The sequence below is a fragment of the Streptomyces sp. NPDC060232 genome, assembly GCF_042726555.1.
Lineage (GTDB): Bacteria > Actinomycetota > Actinomycetes > Streptomycetales > Streptomycetaceae > Streptomyces.
Window position 1 is genome coordinate 34,041 of record NZ_JBHXAG010000003.1, and the last position, 17,974, is coordinate 52,014.

Genomic DNA, 17,974 nt, shown 5'->3' on the forward strand with positions numbered 1-17,974 from the left:
TGTTCTTCGGACACGGACCCGGTCAACGGTAGCCCGATCGGGTGCCCGACTGCTGTGCGGGCCGTCACGCCGGGGCGCGGCGCGCACCGCTCACTCGTTGAAGCGCTCGACGAGCGCCAGCGCCAACTGCCGTGCCCTGTCCTGTGTTTCGGCGCTCGACGGGACGGTTCCGGGCAGGGTCGGCTGCACGCTGTACTCGACCTTGACGATGACGTTCGAGGTACGGAACACAATCCGCACGGTGCGCGACTGCGCGGCCGTGGCCCCGGCGGGGCTCAGCTTGTCGTCCAGGAAGGCCTCGGTGCCGAGCCCCTCCAGGACGCGCGAGCCGAGCTCGGGCTGCGGGGACGGACTCGTGCCGGGGGCGGGAGTCCCCGCGGCCGGCGCTCCGGGCGCCGGTGCGCCGCTCGCGGGGGGTGCGGCATTCGCGGGCGGGGGCGTGGAGGCGGCGGGATTAGCGGGATTGGCTGGTTTGCCGGGATCGGCGGGGTTGGCCGGATTGGTGGCACCCGGGCTGGGGGTGGTGGCCGGCCCCGGGAAGGGCAGGTGGGCGTCCGTGAGCAGGCGTACGTAGACCTGCTTGGCCTTGTCGTCGTCGCTGGCGGCGGCGCGGTCGTAGGAGACGACGCGTTCGAAGCCGACCGACAGCAGCCGGGTCTCCTCGGGGGTCTGCGCGGTCCAGCGGCAGCCGACGTGCCGGTCGCCGTCGTAGGAGGAGTCGGCGACGCCGGCATACATCTGGTCGAGCTGTTCGGGGGTGAGTCCGTCCGGCTCGGGGAGCATGGCCTTGAGCTTCTTGCTGTCGGCGGCCGCCCTGCAGGGTGCGGGCAGGCTCCGGTACTTCCCCGGCTGGGCGGGTGCGGCGGCGCCGCCGCCGGCCTTCGAGTCGCTGGTACCCGCCCTGTCGCCCCCGCCGGTGCACCCGGTCAGGCCGGCCGCACCGGCCGCGAGAGCGGTGAGCATCGCGATGCCGGGCAGGACTCGCCGTACCGCCTTGCGCTGCACGTCCACTGGCTCCCTTCGACCGGCGGGCCCCCCGACGGTCAGGAAAATGCGTTGCCGCGACTTGGGCACGGCTGGACACAATGTCTATCGCACACGCTGGTGCTGGCGCCGGTCCCCTGTCGTCTTTGGGATCAAGAGCGAGGCTTTTGCGTAATCTCACCTTTCTGTTGGTTTCGGGGGATTGATTCCTTATGTCGTATGTAGAGGTACCGGGGGCACAGGTCCCGATCCGGATGTGGACGGACCCGGCGTCGGTCGAGGCCGGCGCGATGCGGCAGCTCCACAACGTCGCCACCCTTCCGTGGATCAAGGGCCTGGCCGTCATGCCGGACGTCCACTACGGCAAGGGGGCCACGGTCGGCTCGGTGATCGCCATGAAGGACGCGGTCTGCCCGGCGGCGGTGGGCGTGGACATCGGCTGCGGCATGTCGGCGGTGAAGACGTCCCTGACGGCGAACGACCTCCCGGGCGACCTCTCCGCGCTCCGCTCGAAGATCGAGCAGGCGATCCCGGTGGGTATGGGCCTCCACAAGGAGGCGGTGGACCCGTCGCGGCTGTACGGCTTCTCGGTGCAGGGGTACGAGGACCTGTGGAAGCGGTTCGACTACCTCACCGATGCGGTCAAATTCCGTCAGGAACGTGCAACAAAGCAGATCGGAACGCTCGGATCCGGAAATCATTTCATCGAGTTCTGTCTCGATGAGTCAGGTTCGGTCTGGCTGATGCTGCACTCCGGCTCCCGGAACATCGGCAACGAGCTCGCCGCGCACCACATCGGAGTGGCCCGGGGTCTCGCGCACAACCAGAACCTGGTCGACCGGGACCTGGCGGTCTTCCTCGCGGCGACGCCCGAGATGGCGGCCTACCGCAACGACCTCTTCTGGGCGCAGGAGTACGCGAAGTTCAACCGCGCGGCGATGATGAGCCTCTTCAAGGAGGTCGTCCGCAAGGAGTTCCGCAAGGCCAAGGTCTCCTTCGACCGCGAGATCAGCTGCCACCACAACTACGTGGCGGAGGAGCGGTACGACGGCATGGACCTGCTGGTCACCCGCAAGGGCGCGATCCGCGCCGGCAGCGGGGACTACGGGATCATCCCGGGCTCGATGGGCACGGGCTCGTACATCGTGAAGGGGCTCGGCAACGAGAAGTCCTTCAACTCGGCCTCGCACGGCGCGGGCCGGAAGATGAGCCGGACGGCGGCGAAGAAGAAGTTCTCGGCGCGGGACCTGGCGGAGCAGACCAAGGGCGTCGAGTGCCGTAAGGACTCGGGCGTGGTGGACGAGATCCCGGGTGCCTACAAGTCGATCGAGCAGGTCATCGACCAGCAGACGGACCTCGTCCAGGTGGTGGCCAAGCTCAAGCAGGTCATCTGCGTCAAGGGCTGAGGCCCGGGCGCGGCTGTCGGGGGAGTGGAGGGGCCCGGACCGGTGAAGACCGGTCCGGGCCCCTCCGCGTGCATCAGCCCGCGGTGCCGTCGAGGAGGAGGTCGACGGCGAGCCTTGATGCCGCACCTGGGAAGTGCGGGACGCCCCTACAGCTCGCGGTGGACCTTGGTGTTGGAGGCCTGGGCGCGGGGGCGGACCACCAGGAGGTCGATGTTGACGTGGCTGGGGCGGGTCACGGCCCAGGTGATGGTGTCGGCGACGTCGTCGGCGCTGAGGGGTTCGGCGACGCCCGCGTAGACCTTCTCCGCCTTCTCGGCGTCGCCGCGGAAGCGGGTCCTGGCGAACTCGTCGGTCTTGACCATGCCGGGGGCGATCTCGATGACGCGTACGGGCTGGCCGACGATCTCCAGGCGGAGGGTCTCGGCGAGGACGCGGGCGCCGTTCTTGGCGGCGACGTAGCCGGCGCCGCCCTCGTAGGTGGCGTGGCCGGCGGTGGAGGAGAGGACCACGACCGTGCCGTCACCGGAGGCGGTGAGGGCGGGGAGCAGCGCCTGGGTGACGTGGAGCGTGCCGATGACGTTGACCTCGTACATGGTGCGCCAGTCGGCGGGGTCGCCGGTGGCGACGGGTTCGGCGCCGATGGCGCCGCCGGCGTTGTTGACGAGGACGTCGCAGCGGTCGAGGGAGGCGGCGAGGGCGTCGACGGCGGCGCGGTCGGTGACGTCGAGGGCATGGGCGGTCGCGCGGTGTCCGGCCTCGGTGAGCTCGGCGGCGAGGGCCTCGATGCGGTCCTTGCGGCGGGCGGTGAGGACGACGTGGTAGCCGGCCGAGGCGAGCTGCCGGGCGGTGGCCGCGCCGATGCCGCTGCTCGCGCCGGTGACTACGGCGGTTCGGGTGGCGGCCGTGCTCATGTGCGTGCTCCTCGGTCGTTCGTACGGGCGATTACCCGCCAGCATAGGCGCGGCCGGTCGGTCAGCGGCCGCGTGGGGCGTACATGATCACGGCCATTCCGGCGAGGCAGACGAGGGCGCCGACGATGTCCCAGCGGTCGGGGCGGTAGCCGTCGGCGACGGCGCCCCAGGCGAGGGATCCGGCGACGAAGACGCCTCCGTAGGCGGCGAGGACGCGGGCGAAGTCGCCTTGGGGCTGGAGGGTGGCGGCGAAGCCGTAGAGGCCGAGGGCGATCACGCCGGCGCCGATCCAGGTCCAGCCTCTGTGTTCGCGTACGCCTTGCCAGACGAGCCAGGCGCCGCCGATCTCCAGGAGGGCGGCGAGGGTGAAGAGGGCGATGGAGCGGGCGATCAGCATGGCTCAAAGGTATGCATGGCAGATGGGGGCGGGCGCGCCCTCGTTCGTGTGATGGTCCGACCGGTGGGGGGTGGTGGGGGCTAGCCTCCGCGCGAGACGCGAGGAGGTGGTGGCGGTGCGCCGTGTCGCCGTACGAAGTGTGGTGGTGGCGGGGTTGCTGGCGTTCGGGGCGGGTGTTCCCGGGCCGGCGCAGGCGTCGGCGTGGGCGCCGGTGTCGGTGTCGGCGCCGGTGGGGTCCGGGCCGGAGGCCGACGTGTCGTACCACGGCCGGGTGGCCCTGGCCGGGTCGCAGTTGCGGGTGTGGCTGGTTCCGGAGAACGACGGGCCGGCCGCGCTGCCGAACGCGACGCTGCGGGTGCGGCTGTCGGCCGACCTGGCGGACCGGCAGCAGCTGGCGGAGGGCTGTGCGCGGGCGGGCCTGCGTGAGGTGGTGTGCGAGACGGGGCCGTTGCCGTTGCGCGGGCGGGGCCGACACGTGGGGCTGGCGCTGGAGCTGCGGGAGCGGGTGCCGGAGGTGGTGGTGCGGGTGGACACCTGGTGGAACGGTGGTGCGACGGACCGGAACCACGCGAACGACGACCACGTGGTGCTGGCCCTGGACACCGGTGACGCCTACGCCTTTTAAGTGCCTACGCCTTTAGGGTCTGTATCGAGTTGCCCCGTGGAGCAAGGAGCGGCGTTCGGTGCGTGCCCTCGGCGTGCGGGACGAATGTCCTCGTAGCGGAGCTACTAGGGCATGTGGCTCGTCCGCCGTGGGCCAGGCGGGATTTCGACGACAGGACCTGGCCCCGCGGCCGCCTCACAGGTCCGGGTGCCCCGGGGCGCTCTCGTCAGGCGGTGCCGAATTCGACGAGTGCCTCGTCGACGATCCGCTCCAGGCGGGAGTGGTGGGCGCCGCGCCAGTAGACGCGCTCGCATGCGGCGCACTGGGCGAAGACGTCGTAGGAGCGGTGCGTGCCGTGTTCCAGGCGGTCGCCGACGCTCTCCTTGTCGGCCTCGTGGAGCGGCCCGTTGCAGGCGGTGCAGCGGGTCCACGGGGCGAGGGCCGGTGCGAAGCGGCCGAGGATGTCGCGCAGTTGCTCGTCGGGGTTGTCGCTGTAGACGTACGCGCCGGCGAAGATCTCGCGGCGGCGGAGCAGTCCGCGGTCGCGGGAGAGCAGGACGCGCTGTTCGGCGGCGGAGCGGGTGGCGAGGGCGGGGTCGCCGATGTCCTCGTTCTCGTAGGCGGCGTCGACGCCGAGGAGGCGCAGGCGGCGGGCGAGCGTGCCGAGGTGGACGTCGAGGAGGAAGCGGAGGGGGGCGCCGGGGATGTGCTGGGGGCGTTCGACCCCGAACACCTCGACGATCTGGCCGTCTTGGGGCACGTAGGAGGCGGGGACCTCGTGGCCGTCGACGAGGAGGCGGCCGACCTCGGTGAGCGGCACTCCGGCGGATTCGACGACGTGGCCGAGGCTGGAGGCGCCGTCGGTGGCGGTCGGTACGCGGTCCGTGCGCCGGCTGGGCGGGGCGAAGAGGCGCAGTTCGGGGGCGAGGGTGAGCTGAATGCCGGGTCCGTTCACCCTGCCAGCATGCCATTGCGGGGTGGGTGGCCGCGCCTGATTTCAGGGGCCTTCTGCGCCCGCCTTCTGCGCCTTCTGCGTCCTGCGTCGTCTCCTGCGTCCTGCGTCTCCCGTGCCTCAGGAGTCGGCGGTGGCCCGGTCGTAGGTGGCGCGGTGGGCGTTGACCTCGTCGAAGTGGTTCTCGGCCCAGGTCTTCACGGAGGAGAGCAGGCAGCCGAGGCTGCTGCCGAGGTCGGTGAGGCGGTAGTCGACGCGGACGGGGACGGTGGGGGTGACGTGGCGGGTGACGAGGCCGTCGCGTTCGAGGGAGCGCAGGGTCTGGGTGAGCATCTTCTGGCTGACGCCGGGGATCCTGCGGCCGAGGTCGCTGTAGCGCATGGTGCGGTCGTCGGCCTCGCCGAGGGCGCTGACGATGAGGCCGACCCACTTGTCGCTGATGCGGGCGAGGAGCTGGCTGGTGGGGCACTCCTTGAGGAAGGCGTCGTAGGCGGAACGGGCTTCCTCGCGGCGGGCCGCGGCGGTGCTGGTGGCCATGGGTCCCCACTTCCAGGTCCGGTACGCACCTTGAAGTGCGTACTTACGGAAAGAGAGTACCTCTCCCTAGGTTAGTGGTCACCAGGGGCGGCGCGGAGAGTGCCGACCGTGAGGACACAGAAGCGGGGAGAGGAACGATGAGTGAGCGGACGATGCTGGCGGCCGTGGTGACCGGTTTCGGTGGCCCGGAGCAGGTCGAGCTGGCGCAGGTGCCGGTGCCGCGTCCCGCGGCGGGCCAGGTGAGGATCCGGGTCGCCGCGGCGGGGCTCAACCCGGTGGACGGCGCGGTCCGCGCCGGGGTCTTCGGCGGCGCCGGGCAGCGGATCGGCCTCGGCTGGGACGTCGCCGGGGAGATCGACGAGACGGGCCCCGAGGTGACCGGCTGGAGCCGCGGCGACCGGGTGGTGGGCCTGCACTACGGCACGGTGAAACCGCTGGGTACGCATGCCGAGTACGTGGTCCTCGACGCCGACGCGGTGGCCGCGGCGCCGGCCGCGGTGGACGTCCTGGCGGCGGCGGCGCTGCCGCTGGCCGGCCTGACCGCCGCCCGCGCCGTGGACCAGCTGGGGCTCGCGCCCGCCTCGTCGGTGCTGGTCACCGGGGCGGCGGGCGTGGTCGGCGGCCTGGCGGTGCAGCTCGCGGTGCGGGCCGGCCTGGTGGTGACGGCCCTGGCGGGTGCGGAGGACGAGGAGCTCCTACGGTCGCTGGGTGCGGCCGCCTTCGTCCCGCGCGGCGGGGCTCCGGCCGGGCCGGTGGACGGGGTCCTGGACGCGGCCGTGCTGGGCGGTGCCGCGCTGGCCCACGTCCGCGACGGCGGGGCCTACGTCGGCCTGATCCCGAACCACGCCCCGGCGGCGGAGCGCGGCATCCGGGTCGAGGAGCAGGAGGTCGCCGCGGACGGGGAGCTGCTGGCCCGCCTGGTGTCGCTCGTCGACGCGGGCGCGCTCACCCTGCGGGTCTCGGAGGTGTTCCCCCTGGCGGAGGCGGCGAAGGCGCACGACCGGCTCGCGGTGCCGGGGGTGCGCGGCCGGATCATCCTGACGCCGTGACCGCCGCCGTCCTCGCCGTCCCCACCCGGTAGCGCCGGTCGAAGCTCGGGTGGGGGACGGCGGGCTGAGCTCGAAGTCGACCTCGCCCAGGCATGCGGAGCCGGCGCGCCGGCAGACGGCGTCGGAGGCCGGGTGGTCGGTTCCGGGGAAGGCGCGGATCTCCGGATTTTTGTCGCGACGTCGCTCCCCGTCCGGCGGCCGGGGATCCGGACAGTGCGCGTCTGGGGAGTTCGGCTTCTCCTCGGGCGGGGCTGACCTGGGCCGGGTCCGTGACCGGAGCGTGGGGGGTGTGCCGAAATGGAGGGCGGACGAGCCGGAAATCGGTCACTGAATGATCAATTCCAAACGTCAACCGTCCTTGTTGTAAAGGAAATTGACCTTTTACTTCCGAACGGCGTGGCCTAGCCTGGCTCTCAGCCGACCGGGGGGAAGGGCTTCGGCTGCCCTGCCCTCTCACTGCATCAGTCACCACCCGACGAGGGGGAGTAACGAGTGCTCAGTAAGAGGATTTCGGCCGGATTCATCGCGATGGCGGCCGTCGCCGGCGTCGTCGCCGCGGCACCGTCCGCATCCGCCGTGGACCGTACCTGCTACGACGGCAATTTCTGCATCTACAAGGACCGGGACTACTCCACCAGCAACTCGATGTACCGGACGAAGTACGAGTCCGCGCGCTGGGACATCGACATGCCGGCCGTGTACGAGGCCGACAGCTCCTGGTGGAACCGGCGCGGCCAGTCGTCCAAGACCTACGGCGGTCGCTGGATGTCCCTGGGCGTCGAGATCTGTCTCATTCCCGGCGGTTCCGTGAACTACTACTGGGACGCCAACGACGATGGTGCGAGCAACACGCTGAACGACGGCTCCCGCTGCTGACCATCGCTCGAAGGCCGGGCCGCCCCCGCACCGCGGGGGCGGCCCCGGCCGCACCTTCCGGAGGACACGGACATTGAACAAGCGCACCCGGGTTGTGACGGCCATCGCGGTGGTGGCGGTGTTGACGGGCTCCGCCTCCGCCTGCTCGGAGGAGTCCCCCAAGGACCTGGAGACGGCCCGCAGGGCACAGGCCGCGCTCGACAGCGCGAACGAGGCGCTGGAGCAGGAGCGTGAGGCCGAGACCAAGCTGATCCGCAAGTGCATGAACGACCAGGGCTTCAAGGTCTTCCCGTCCGACGGTGCCAACAGCAACAAGGGCAAGAAGCGCAGCGAAGACCTCACCCCGACGCCCGAGACCGCACGCACCGTGGGCTACGGCGCGGACCCGCGCCGTTCGGACAACCAGAAGACCCAGGAGACCGGCGACGACTTCGACGCGCTGCCCGAGGACGTCAAGCGGGCCCACAGCATGGCCATGGACGGCTACGTCGACAAGCCGGAGGGCGGGGTCGAGTTCGACTTCGGCGGCGGCAAGGTCATGGTGCCGTCGAAGGGCTGCCGCGGCGAGACCCTCAAGGCCGTGTACGGGGACGTGAAGGAATACCTGCGCCTCAACTGGACGGTGTACAACACCGTGAAGCAGGACAGCGCGCACATTCTCGCCGACGACGACGCGTATCAGAAGGCATTGTCGGAATGGGCCTCCTGTATGAAGGCCGGCGGCTATCCGGAGATTCCGACTCCCGAGAAGGCCAGGGAGGCGGCGCTTTCGCACTATGCGAATGTTCCGGAAGGTGACACCGCCGCGCTCGACAATGCGCAGCGTGCCGAGATCAAGCAGGCCACCACCGATGCGGAATGCGGCACGAAGGTCGGGCTCAACACGAAGGCGCGGGAGGCCAAGAGCAAGGCGTCCGCCGATTCGCTGGTGAAGCACGAGGCGGAGATCACGGCCTGGCTGGAACTCGTCACGAAAGCCAAGGGCAGGGCACAGGAACTACTGCGAGAGACGTCGTAACACCGTGATGAGCCTCGAACGCCCCGAAGGGGCCCAGGCGGCCGAGCCGTCCGGCGGGCGGGCCCGGCGCAGGTCCAGGCGGGGCCTCGTCATCGCTGCCGCCGTCGTCGTGCTGTTCGGAAGTTCCGGATCCGTCTGGTGGATCGCATCCCAGGCCAGGACACCCGAGCAGCGTGCTTCGAACGCCGCGGCGCCGCCTCCCTCCCGGATCACGGGGAAGGTCTCCGACCAGCAGCTCGTCGAGAAGATGGAACTGACCGGGAAGGTCGAGACGGCCTCCCGGACGACCATCACCGGCGTCCAGCCGCAGGGCACCAGCCGCGCGGTCGTGACGGGCCTGCCCGCGACCGCGGGCAAGAGCCTCAAGGCCGGCGCGGTCGTCGCCGAGGTGTCGGGCCGGCCGGTCCTGCTCCTGCCGGGACGCTTCCCCGCGTACCGGGACCTGAAGGCGGGCGACAAGGGCCCGGACGTCCAGCAACTACAGCGCGCGCTCAAGCCCTTGTACGGGACAGCCGTGAACGGAACGTACGGCCAGGCCACCGTCGAGGCGGTGCGCAAGCTGTACGCGGCAGCCGGGTACGAGGCGCCTTCCGGGCAAGGGCAGGCGGGCGGCGCGACGGGCGGCGGTGCGAGCGGTGGCGGCGGCGCGCCGTCCGGCAGGTCCGCCGGCGCCGCCGCCCCCCGGGGCGGCGCGGAGACCGACGGCGGCACGGGCGCGGCCCCCGCTGCGAACGGAGCAGCGAGCGCGGCGCCCACCCGCGGCCCCGAAGCGCCACCCGCCTCCGGACCCGCCAAGCCCGGCGAGACGCTGCCGGCCGCGGAAGTCGCGTACGTCAGCACCCTCCCCGCCACCGTGGTGCAGGTCACCGCGGCGGTGGGCGACGCGGCCGACAAGCCGCTCGCCGTCCTCGGCAGCGGCGGCCGCCAGGTGCGGGCGACCCTCACCGCGGACCAGCGCACCCGGTTGCGCGACCTGCCGAACGACGCGGTCATCCGCTTCGGCACCGGCCCCTACGCGGGCCGGGAGGGCAGCCTGGGCTCCCTCCGCGGTTCCTCCGACGCCAAGGGCGGCGACCAGCAGGGCAACGCGAAGACCGGCGGGCAGGACGGCGGGGACACGTCCGGCACCGCGGGCACCGCGGGCGCGGCAAGCGGCAACGGAAACGGCGGTGGTGGCAGCGGCGCCGGCGGGGAGCAGTCCGAGGCGCTGTTCGTCCCCGGCGGCTCGGAGGCCGAGGAGGGGGCGGTCCAGCAGATCAGCGTCGAACTGCGGCGCAGCCCCAAGGGCGCGCTGACCGTTCCGGTGTCGGCCGTCTGGACCGACCTCGGCGGCTCGTCCACGGTCACCGTCACCGAGAACGGCAAGGAGCGCAACGTCCCCGTCGAGGTGCTGTTCACCCATGAGGGCCTCACCGCGGTCAACGCGCTCGACGCGGACCTCGGCACCGGCCAGAGCGTCGTCCTCGTGCGCCGTGGAAAGGCGGCGGACAGCTCCGAAGGGGGCAGCGATGGCTGATCCGGCCCCCGTCATCGAGATGGCCGGCATCGCCAAGACGTACCCGGGGCCGCCGCCCGTGCACGCGCTGACCGACGTCACGCTCGACGTCCGGCCCGGTCGGCTCGCCGCGATCGTCGGCCCGTCCGGCTCGGGGAAGTCCACGCTGCTGAGCGTGCTCGGGCTGCTCGACGTGCCCACCCGCGGCCGGTACCTGCTGGGGGGCAGGGACACCACCGACCTGTCGGAACGGGCCCGCACCGCCCTGCGGGCCTCGACGCTCGGCTTCGTCTTCCAGGCCTTCCACCTCGTCCCGCACCTGACCTGCGTACAGAACGTGGCCCTTCCGCTCGTCCACCTCGGCGTGCCCCGTGCCCGGCGGCGGCCGCAGGCCGTGGCGGCCCTGGAATCCGTGGGCCTCGGGCACCGGCTGGACGTCAGACCGACCACCTTGTCCGGCGGGGAGCGGCAGCGCGTCGCGGTCGCGCGGGCGATCGTCCACCGGCCCGCCGTCGTGCTGTGCGACGAGCCGACCGGCAACCTGGACACCGCGAACTCGGCCCGCGTCATGGACCTGCTGACCGGACTGGTCGCGCAGGACCGGGCCGTCGTCGTGGTCACGCACGAACCCGACGTGGCGGCCCGAGCCGACCGCGTGTTCAAGGTGGTGGACGGCCGTGTTTCGTAGCCGTGGGACGCGCGCGCCGTCCGCGGAGGGGACCGGGACGGGCATGGGCACGGCCGCTCCCCGGACGTCCGCGGCGGACCTGCTCGTGCAGGCGTTCCTCGCGCTGTTCGGCCGCCGGTTCCGCACCCTGCTGACGATGGTGGGCATCTCCGTGGGGCTGGCCGCGGCACTCGCCACGCTGGGTATCACCGCCAGTGCGGCCGGCGCCGTCTCCGACCAGTTCGACGCGCTCAAGGCGACCCGGGTGACGGTCAAGTACCCGTCGGAGCCCGTCGCCGGGATCCGGCCGCGGCCCGACGGCGGCGACACCCAGCGGGTACGCGGCCTCAACGGGGTCCGCACCGCGGGTCTCGTCAGCAAGGCCGGTGAACAGCCGGTGGTCTCCCGGCTGTCATCGGGCACGTCCAACGATCTGCCCGAGGGCTCGGTCCTGGCCGCGCAGCCCGAAGCACTGCTGGCCCTGTCGGCCGAACTCACGCAGGGCCGGTGGTTCGACACCGGACACGACGCGCGGCGGGAGCGGGTGGCCCTGATCGACACGGCCGCCGCGTCCCGGCTCACCGTCGACGGCGGCGCCGGCAACTCCGTGATCCACGTCAACGGCGTCCCGTTCAGCGTGCTCGGAGTCTTCCGCGCCCCCTCCGGCGACACGAACCTCACCGGGTCCGTGGTCGTCCCCTACTGGGCCGCCCTCCAGGACCCGGCCGGGCTGGGCTTCGCCCCCGCGGAAATGATCATCCGTACGGATCTGGGCGCCGCCGACCAGATCGGCGCCGAGGCCCCCTTCGCCCTGGCCCCGGGCGCCCCGGACAAGCTCGTCGCGCTGGTGCCGCCGGACCCCCGGTCCCTGCGCCAGGGCGTGGAGTCGCAGACCCGGGCCCTGTTCCTCGGACTGGCCGCCGTCTCCCTCGGCGTGGGCGCGCTCGGTGTCAGCAACACCGCTTACGTGTCCGTGCTGGAGCGGCGCTCCGAGATCGGCCTGCGCCGTGCCCTGGGTGCCTCCCGGCGGGCCGTCGCCGGGCAGTTCTGCATCGAGAGCGGTCTGGTCGGGCTCGCCGGCGGGGTCGTCGGCACGGTACTGGGCATCCAGATCACCGCCGTGACCTGCCTGGCGAAGGACTGGCTGGTGGTCCTCGACCCCGCCCTCACGTCGGCGGGGCCGCTGGTGGGCCTCGTGGTGGGTCTGGCCGCAGGGCTGTACCCGGCCCTGGCGGCCGCCCGCATCCTGCCCGCCGAGACCCTCCGGGCGGGCGTGTAGCCGGCGGGGGTGTGGTCGGCGGGCGGGTGGTTCAGCCGCGCTGGAAGAACTCCACCTCCGCGAGGGCGAGAGGGCGGTCCGTAGCCGATCCGGCGGGTTCCTGCAGGGTCAGCCGGATCGTGGTGGCGTCGCTGATGCCGAGGGGGAAGGTCTGGGGTCCGGGCTTGTCGCTGAGGACGAGCTTCTTGTGGACGGTGGTGCCGTCCCGGTCCGTCACCTCCATGTCGATGCGCAGCGCCCGTCCCTGCTTGGCGTACTCCTCGGGTGCGGGTGAGGCGCCGTTGGTGACGATCACGTCGACGAGGCGGAACGGCTTGCCGAAGGTGTACGTCACCGAGGCGCCGGGGGCGGGTGCGCCCCAGTAGCGGTTGCTGAGGCCGTCCGTGCTGTGGGCCACGGGGTGTCCGGGGAGCTCGGCGCTCGCCTGGACGCGGGTCGGGGTCACCGCCTTGGCCTTGCCGAGCTTGTCCCGGGTGTCCTCGATGAGGTGGCGTCCGGCCGGCAGCAGCAGGAAGGCGGCCGCGCACAGGGCCAGTACGACGGCCAGGACCACCAGGAAGCGGACCAGGCGGCCGGAGCCGGCCCGGGTGCGGCGGCGGAACGGCCAGACGGTCCGCCACCACGGCAGGGGGGCCGCGACGGTCGTGGGCGTCAGCGGTGTCGCACAGCGGCGGCAGAAGCGGCGGTCGGGCGGGTTGGGCGTGCCGCAGGCCGGGCACGGTGCGCCGGTGACGTCGTCGGCGGCCGGAAGGGGGCGTACGAGGGGGCGCGGCGCGACGGCCCTGGCGGGCAGCACGGGAGCCGGGGACGCTGCCGCTGGGGCGGCGGGCGGCCGCGGCGCCGGCGGCGCCGGGCGGGCCGGGGCCACCGGCGCGGGCGAGGCTCCCGCCCCGTCCGCGGCGCCGGACCCCGCGCCCGGACGGCGCTCGGCCCCTGCGGGGCCGGACCCGGCGTCGGCGTCGGCGCCGGCGCCGACGGGCGCGGTCGGGCCGGACTCGGCGTCGGGGCTGGCGGCCGAGGCCGGGGCGGGCCTCCTGCCCAGCCAGGACAACCACCGCTCCACCCGAGACGCGGCCTGCGCCCCGGCGGGGGCGGACGCCCCGGATCCCGCTCCCGCGGGCGCCTCTGCCCCGACGGCAGGTGATCCGGGCCCTTCCGAGTCCGTGCCCGTGCGCGGCGTGGCCTCCCGGGCTGTGCCCTGGCGGGCCCCGGCCCCGTGCGGGCTGCCGAACGCGCCGCCTTGAGCGGTGCCGCCTTGGGCCGCGCCCTGCAAGGGCGTCCCGACCTGAGAGGCACCCTCCCGGGCCGCGCCGCCCTGAGGCGTGGCCCCTTGGGGCGTACCGCCGTGGGCGGCGGTGTCCTGGGCCGCACCCGGCGGGGGCGTGTCGCCCTGGGAGGTGCCCGTCTGTTGTATGGCTTCCGGGGCCCTTCCACCGTGGGCCGGCCTCCGCAGGCCCATGTCGGCCTGAGGTGTGGCCCCTTGGGCTGTACCGCCGTGGGCGGCGGTTTGTGGGGCTGCGCCCCGCGGGGGTGTGCCGCCCAGGGGTGCGGACGTGCCGCCGTGAGGGGTGGTGCCCGTCTGATGCGGGTCCTGCTGAGCCGTCCCGGCCTGGGCCCCGTCGCTCTGGGCAGTGCCGGCCTGAGGGGTGGCTTCTTGAGCCATGCCCCCACGAGGTGCTCCGCCATGGGCTGTGCCCGGAGGGGGAGCCTCTTGGGGCGCCCCGCTGTGGCCTTCCTGGGTTCGGCCGCCGGGGGGCGCGCCAGCGCTGGGTGCGCCGTTCCCGGCCGCGTCCTTCTGAGGCCTGGTGCCCCGAGGGGCGGCTTCCCGGGCCTGCCCGCCCAGGGCCGTGCCGTCGGCAGGGGCGGCCTCTGGGGATGTGTCGCCGCGGCGGGTCGTCTCCTGGGCCGCGCCCAGTCGGGGTGTGTCGGCGCCGGGGGCGGCTTCCCGGGGCGTGCCGCCCCGCAGCGTGCCCTCCCGGGCTCGCCCACCTCGGGCGGGCCCGTCCTGGGCCGCGCCCTGTGGGGCCGTGTCGCCGTGCCGGGTGTCCTCCCGAGGCATCCCGTCCTCGGCCCAGCCGCTGTGGGCCGGGCGGGCTTGAGGGGCGTCCTCGGGGGCTGCGTCCCCGTGCGGTGCGTCCCCGCGCGGTGCGCCGCCTTGGGCCGTGCCCCGGAGGACGGGTCCCTGAGCTCGCCCGTCCTGGGCCGTGCCCTCGCCGGCGGTGGTCTCCGGGTGCGTTTCCGAGCCAGGGGCGGCTTCCCGGGCTGTGCCGCCCCGAGGGGTGGCCTCCTGGGACGGGCCGGCCTGGGCCGGGCCAGCGCCCGGTGGGGCTTCCTGGGCCGTGTCCTCCGGTGGTGTTGTGGCCCACCACGGGGTGGGCTCCTGGGCCCGGTCGTCCTGGCGGGTGGGGGAGGACCAGTTGAGGTAGGCGCCGCAGTTGGTGCAGAAGTCGTCCGTCGGGGTCGTGGACGCCCCACAGGCGGGACACGTGCGCATGGAGTCAGCTCCCTTCGGCCGTGGGCGGCCCGGGCAGGATCTCCACCCGGCATGCCGTGTGGACGGGGCACAGGCTGTGGACGAGGGCGCGGACCCGGTCCGCGTCCACCTCGTACGAGGCGCCCGGGCCGCGCGGCCACACCCGTACGAGGACCTCGCCGGCCGGCGCCGGGGTCGGCTCGGAGCCGGCCGTGCGGGACCAGGCGGCCGTGCCGTCGCCGCTGACGTCGGCGGACACGCCCAGGACCAGGCGCAGGGCCTCGACCAGGCCGCGCCGGGTGCCGCGCCACCGGTGGAGTTCCACCGCGCGGGCCACCGCCTCGCGCCGCAGTGCGGCCGGCCAGTCGGGGTCGTCCGCGCCGCCGACCCAGCAGGCCAGCCAGGCGAGGAAGTCGTCCGGGGCGAGCCGGGGGTCGAAGTAGGAGGGAAGGTTGTCGAGGGTCGTGAACACCGGGGCCAGGACCGTGTCCAGGCCGGCCGTGAACCGCTGGGCGAAGTCGTCGTCGGCGTACAGCGCGGGCAGTTGCCCGCCGATCGGGTGCCGGCTGGGCAGGCCGGGTACGGCGGCCCGGCTCATTCGCCCGCCTCCGGCTCCGTCACGACCACCTGGTGCTGGTAGGAGAAGACGAGCGTGCCCGCGCCGATGCCGATGCGGTCGACGGGGGCGCCGCGCCGTCCCGTGATCGGATCCGCGGCGAACATCCGGATCTCCTCCACCAGGACGTCCCCGACGGCGCGTTGCAGTACGCCGAACACCTCGCCGTACTGCACGGGTCGGCCGAACGGCCAGCCGGTGCCGTCGGGTCCGCCGTGCAGCGGGTTGAGGTGCCGGTACAGCGCGGCGAGTGCCGCGTCGCGCACGCGGTCGGCGTCCGCGGCGGGTGCCGACAGCCGGGCGACGACGGTGATGCCCTGGTAGACGGGCGGTTCCACGACGAGGCTGGTGCCGATCAGGCGCCGTTCGTCGAGGGTGTCGGTGATCGCGGTGAGGACCTGGTCGGAGGGGATCAGCTGCTCGAAGCGGAGCCGGTCGCCCTCGTCGGCGACGGCGTCGGGCACCACCAGGACCCGTACCGAGCCGGCGCCGCGTCCGCCGTCCGTGGCGGGCAGGCAGCGGACGCGGCGTACCGAGGGCGCCGCCCGGCGGGCGATGATCTCGTAGTCCTCGGCGGTCACGGCGCGTTCCTGCATGCGCAGGGCGTCCGGGGCGCGCAGCTTGGCGTTGTCGACGGTCTCCCCGGCGACGCCGCCGCGTGCCGCCTCCCGGTTGGTGACACGGGCGACGTACGGGACGGAGCTGCGCAGTACGGAGATCGCGCCGCGCGAGACGTTGCCGGCCGGGCCGCCGCCCGTGCGGTGGCGGGTCACGCGGATCTGGGAGCCCTTGGGCGGTACGGCGCCGCAGGCGCGCAGGGTGCCGTCGGCCTCGCGCAGCACCGGCGGGAAGGAGAACTCGCCGGTGGTGGCGTCGACGCGGACGTGCCGGTCGTCGGGTCCGGAGCGGCCGAAGTGTTCGACGACGTCCCAGCGCTGCCAGCCCTCGGGGGAGGACACCTCCACCACCGGGGGTTCCCCGTCGAGCAGTACGGGCGGCCGGCCGAGGCGGAAGCTCTGCCCGGCCACGCCCTCCGACACGCCGAGCGGTACGTCGGCCACGCGCTCGGCGTGTTCCACGGTCATGGTGCCGCCGACGGTGAAGACGGCGGCTTCGCGGACGGTGGGGGACTCGGAGTAGAAGGGCTGGCCGGGCTCGGGCTCGGTGACCCGGCAGCGCAGCCAGCCGGCGCGGGTTCCGCTGATCACGGACGCGGTGTGCCCGGCGGGCACGTACACGATGATCTCGCCGGGCCGGTTCAGGCCGCCGGTGCTGTCGGAGTCGGTGGCGCAGCGCTGCCAGCGGCCGCCGTCCCAGGCCTCCCACACCAGCGGGGGCTGGCGCGGGTCGACGCCGACGCCTTCGACGCGGCTGTCCAGGCGTACGGCGACGACGCAGCGCGGCACGGCCGTCGGGAGGCCGAAGAGCAGGGCGTCGCCGGGTTCGGGCGTCGCCTGGAAGCACGGTATGTCGCGGCCCTCGGTGAGGGCGCCGGTCCGGTCGGCGGGCTCGCCGGCGCGGGGCGCGGTGACCAGCCTCGTCAGCTCGCTGGGCAGGATCCGTAGGTCGTCGGTGGTGGCGAAGACGACGGCTTCCTCGGTGTCGCCGGCCGCGGTCGCGACTTCGGTCGTCACCTCGGTGCCCGCGGGCAGGGTGACGGTGTCGGGCTGGGGGGCCGACAGCCAGAAGTCGACGTCGGCGCAGGCGGCCGAGGGCGGGTACAGCTGGATGCCCAACAGGTCCAGGAACGCCAGGTAGTTCTTGTCCGGGACCCGGTTGAGCCGGTAAAGGAGCTGGTCGACGAGGTAGGCGAACGTCTCGATGAGGGTGACGCCCGGGTCGGAGACGTTGTGGTCGGTCCACTCCGGTGCGCGCTGCTGCACGTACCGCTTCGCCTCGTCGACGAGCTGCTGGAACCTTCGGTCGTCCAGGTTGGGGGAGGGCAGGGCCATCAGTCCGCGACCATTTCCTCGGCCCCCTCCTCGGAGGGGATCGTGTAGAAGGGGAAGACCAGGTTGCGCCGGTCGTTGGTGGTGCGCACCGTGTAGTGCACATCGATGTAGAGGGTGCCCGCCTCGACGGCGTCGAAGGCCACGACGACGTCGTCGACGGTGATCCGGGGCTCCCAGCGTTCCAGGGCCTCGCGGACCTGCTGGGCGACGCGGCCGGCGGTGTCGCCGTCGCCGGGGGCGAAGACGTACTCGTGGATGCCGCAGCCGAAGTCGGGCCGCATGGGGCGTTCGCCGGGGGCGGTGCCCAGGACGAGGCGGATGGCCTCTTCCAGCTCGCGTTCGCGTTCGACCATGGCGATCCCGCCGGTCGGTCCGACGCGCAGCGGGAACGCCCAGCCGCGGCCGATGAACCGTTCGCTCATCACATGCCTCCGATCAGGACGTCCATGGCGCCGGTGAGGACCTGTGCGCCGCATGCGGTCTGGTCGCGGGCCCGGGCGGCGGGCAGGCCGCCGATGAGGACCGTTCCCGTGGTGAGGGCGGCCGGGTTGGGGACGATCACGTTGGCCGGGCCGAGGGCGGCGTGCGGCGGGACCACGCAGACGTGCAGGCTGCCCACGACGGCGGCGGGCCGGCCGCCGATCAGCACCGTGGCCACCGCCGCGGCGGCGCCGGGCGGCGGCGTGGCGAGCAGGCCACCGTGGTTGATGGGGTCGCCGGTACGGGCTGCGGCTGGCATCGGGGGCTCCTCGGGGACG

At 73.4% G+C, this 17,974-nt stretch carries 18 protein-coding genes; 8 read left to right on the forward strand and 10 right to left on the reverse strand.

Annotated elements, in window-relative coordinates:
* Positions 1–90 precede the first annotated feature (90 nt).
* Positions 91–1,005, reverse strand: a complete 915-nt coding sequence (locus ACFWFZ_RS06295; RefSeq protein WP_387117444.1) for a DUF3558 domain-containing protein — start codon at positions 1,003–1,005, stop codon at positions 91–93.
* A 191-nt stretch (positions 1,006–1,196) separates the two neighbouring features.
* Here ACFWFZ_RS06295 and ACFWFZ_RS06300 point away from each other — a divergent pair, with 191 nt between their 5' ends.
* On the forward strand, positions 1,197–2,390 hold the full coding sequence (locus ACFWFZ_RS06300; protein ID WP_387117447.1) for an RtcB family protein: 1,194 nt from the start codon (positions 1,197–1,199) through the stop codon (positions 2,388–2,390).
* 146 nt (positions 2,391–2,536) lie between these two features.
* On the opposite strand, the gene ACFWFZ_RS06305 is transcribed toward ACFWFZ_RS06300, so the two are convergent.
* Both ACFWFZ_RS06305 and ACFWFZ_RS06310 read right to left on the reverse strand, forming a co-directional pair.
* The gene (locus ACFWFZ_RS06305) at positions 2,537–3,301 is read right to left on the reverse strand and encodes an SDR family NAD(P)-dependent oxidoreductase (protein WP_387117450.1); all 765 of its coding nucleotides are present in this window, start codon (positions 3,299–3,301) and stop codon (positions 2,537–2,539) included.
* 61 nt (positions 3,302–3,362) lie between these two features.
* Positions 3,363–3,698 (reverse strand): YnfA family protein, encoded by a 336-nt coding sequence (locus ACFWFZ_RS06310; protein WP_387117453.1) that lies wholly within the window; start codon positions 3,696–3,698, stop codon positions 3,363–3,365.
* 115 nt (positions 3,699–3,813) lie between these two features.
* On the opposite strand from ACFWFZ_RS06310, the gene ACFWFZ_RS06315 reads away from it, so the two are divergent.
* Complete coding sequence (locus ACFWFZ_RS06315; protein WP_387117456.1) at positions 3,814–4,323, forward strand: hypothetical protein; 510 nt, start codon at positions 3,814–3,816, stop codon at positions 4,321–4,323.
* A gap of 205 nt (positions 4,324–4,528) precedes the next feature.
* Here ACFWFZ_RS06315 and ACFWFZ_RS06320 read toward each other — a convergent pair whose 3' ends face one another.
* Positions 4,529–5,257, reverse strand: coding sequence for a Mut7-C RNAse domain-containing protein (locus ACFWFZ_RS06320; protein WP_387117459.1), 729 nt, complete (start codon positions 5,255–5,257; stop codon positions 4,529–4,531).
* 117 nt (positions 5,258–5,374) lie between these two features.
* Positions 5,375–5,791, reverse strand: a complete 417-nt coding sequence (locus ACFWFZ_RS06325) for a winged helix-turn-helix transcriptional regulator (protein ID WP_387117462.1) — start codon at positions 5,789–5,791, stop codon at positions 5,375–5,377.
* A 152-nt stretch (positions 5,792–5,943) separates the two neighbouring features.
* Here ACFWFZ_RS06325 and ACFWFZ_RS06330 point away from each other — a divergent pair, with 152 nt between their 5' ends.
* The 6 genes from ACFWFZ_RS06330 (at position 5,944) to ACFWFZ_RS06355 (ending at position 12,175) form a co-directional block, all read left to right on the forward strand.
* Positions 5,944–6,840 carry an NADP-dependent oxidoreductase gene (locus tag ACFWFZ_RS06330; RefSeq protein ID WP_387118363.1) on the forward strand — a complete coding sequence of 299 codons (897 nt, stop codon included), beginning with the start codon at positions 5,944–5,946 and terminating at the stop codon, positions 6,838–6,840.
* Positions 6,841–7,332: 492 nt separating this feature from the next.
* Positions 7,333–7,716 carry a peptidase inhibitor family I36 protein gene (locus ACFWFZ_RS06335; protein ID WP_387117465.1) on the forward strand — a complete coding sequence of 128 codons (384 nt, stop codon included), beginning with the start codon at positions 7,333–7,335 and terminating at the stop codon, positions 7,714–7,716.
* A gap of 73 nt (positions 7,717–7,789) precedes the next feature.
* Positions 7,790–8,734: a hypothetical protein gene (locus tag ACFWFZ_RS06340; RefSeq protein ID WP_387117468.1), complete on the forward strand. Its 945-nt coding sequence runs from the start codon at positions 7,790–7,792 to the stop codon at positions 8,732–8,734.
* Positions 8,735–8,741: 7 nt separating this feature from the next.
* The gene (locus ACFWFZ_RS06345) at positions 8,742–10,250 is read left to right on the forward strand and encodes a peptidoglycan-binding protein (RefSeq protein WP_387117471.1); all 1,509 of its coding nucleotides are present in this window, start codon (positions 8,742–8,744) and stop codon (positions 10,248–10,250) included.
* Positions 10,243–10,917, forward strand: coding sequence for an ABC transporter ATP-binding protein (locus ACFWFZ_RS06350; RefSeq protein WP_387117474.1), 675 nt, complete (start codon positions 10,243–10,245; stop codon positions 10,915–10,917). The genes ACFWFZ_RS06345 and ACFWFZ_RS06350 overlap by 8 nt, the downstream gene beginning before the upstream one ends.
* A 43-nt stretch (positions 10,918–10,960) precedes the next feature.
* On the forward strand, positions 10,961–12,175 hold the full coding sequence (locus ACFWFZ_RS06355; RefSeq protein ID WP_387117476.1) for an ABC transporter permease: 1,215 nt from the start codon (positions 10,961–10,963) through the stop codon (positions 12,173–12,175).
* 31 nt (positions 12,176–12,206) lie between these two features.
* Here the strand turns inward: ACFWFZ_RS06355 and ACFWFZ_RS06360 are convergent, their stop codons facing one another.
* The 5 genes from ACFWFZ_RS06360 to ACFWFZ_RS06380 all read right to left on the reverse strand — a co-directional run bounded on the left by ACFWFZ_RS06360 (position 12,207) and on the right by ACFWFZ_RS06380 (position 17,955).
* Positions 12,207–13,226: a zinc ribbon domain-containing protein gene (locus ACFWFZ_RS06360; protein WP_387117479.1), complete on the reverse strand. Its 1,020-nt coding sequence runs from the start codon at positions 13,224–13,226 to the stop codon at positions 12,207–12,209.
* 1,447 nt (positions 13,227–14,673) lie between these two features.
* The gene (locus ACFWFZ_RS06365) at positions 14,674–15,246 is read right to left on the reverse strand and encodes a phage tail protein (RefSeq protein ID WP_387117482.1); all 573 of its coding nucleotides are present in this window, start codon (positions 15,244–15,246) and stop codon (positions 14,674–14,676) included.
* On the reverse strand, positions 15,243–17,216 hold the full coding sequence (locus tag ACFWFZ_RS06370) for a putative baseplate assembly protein (RefSeq protein ID WP_387117484.1): 1,974 nt from the start codon (positions 17,214–17,216) through the stop codon (positions 15,243–15,245). Before ACFWFZ_RS06370 ends, ACFWFZ_RS06365 begins: the two co-directional genes overlap by 4 nt.
* Entirely contained in the window at positions 17,216–17,638 is a 423-nt protein-coding gene (locus tag ACFWFZ_RS06375; protein WP_387117487.1) for a GPW/gp25 family protein, read from the reverse strand. Before ACFWFZ_RS06375 ends, ACFWFZ_RS06370 begins: the two co-directional genes overlap by 1 nt.
* Positions 17,638–17,955: a PAAR domain-containing protein gene (locus ACFWFZ_RS06380; protein WP_387117490.1), complete on the reverse strand. Its 318-nt coding sequence runs from the start codon at positions 17,953–17,955 to the stop codon at positions 17,638–17,640. The genes ACFWFZ_RS06375 and ACFWFZ_RS06380 overlap by 1 nt, the downstream gene beginning before the upstream one ends.
* Positions 17,956–17,974: the final 19 nt, after the last annotated feature.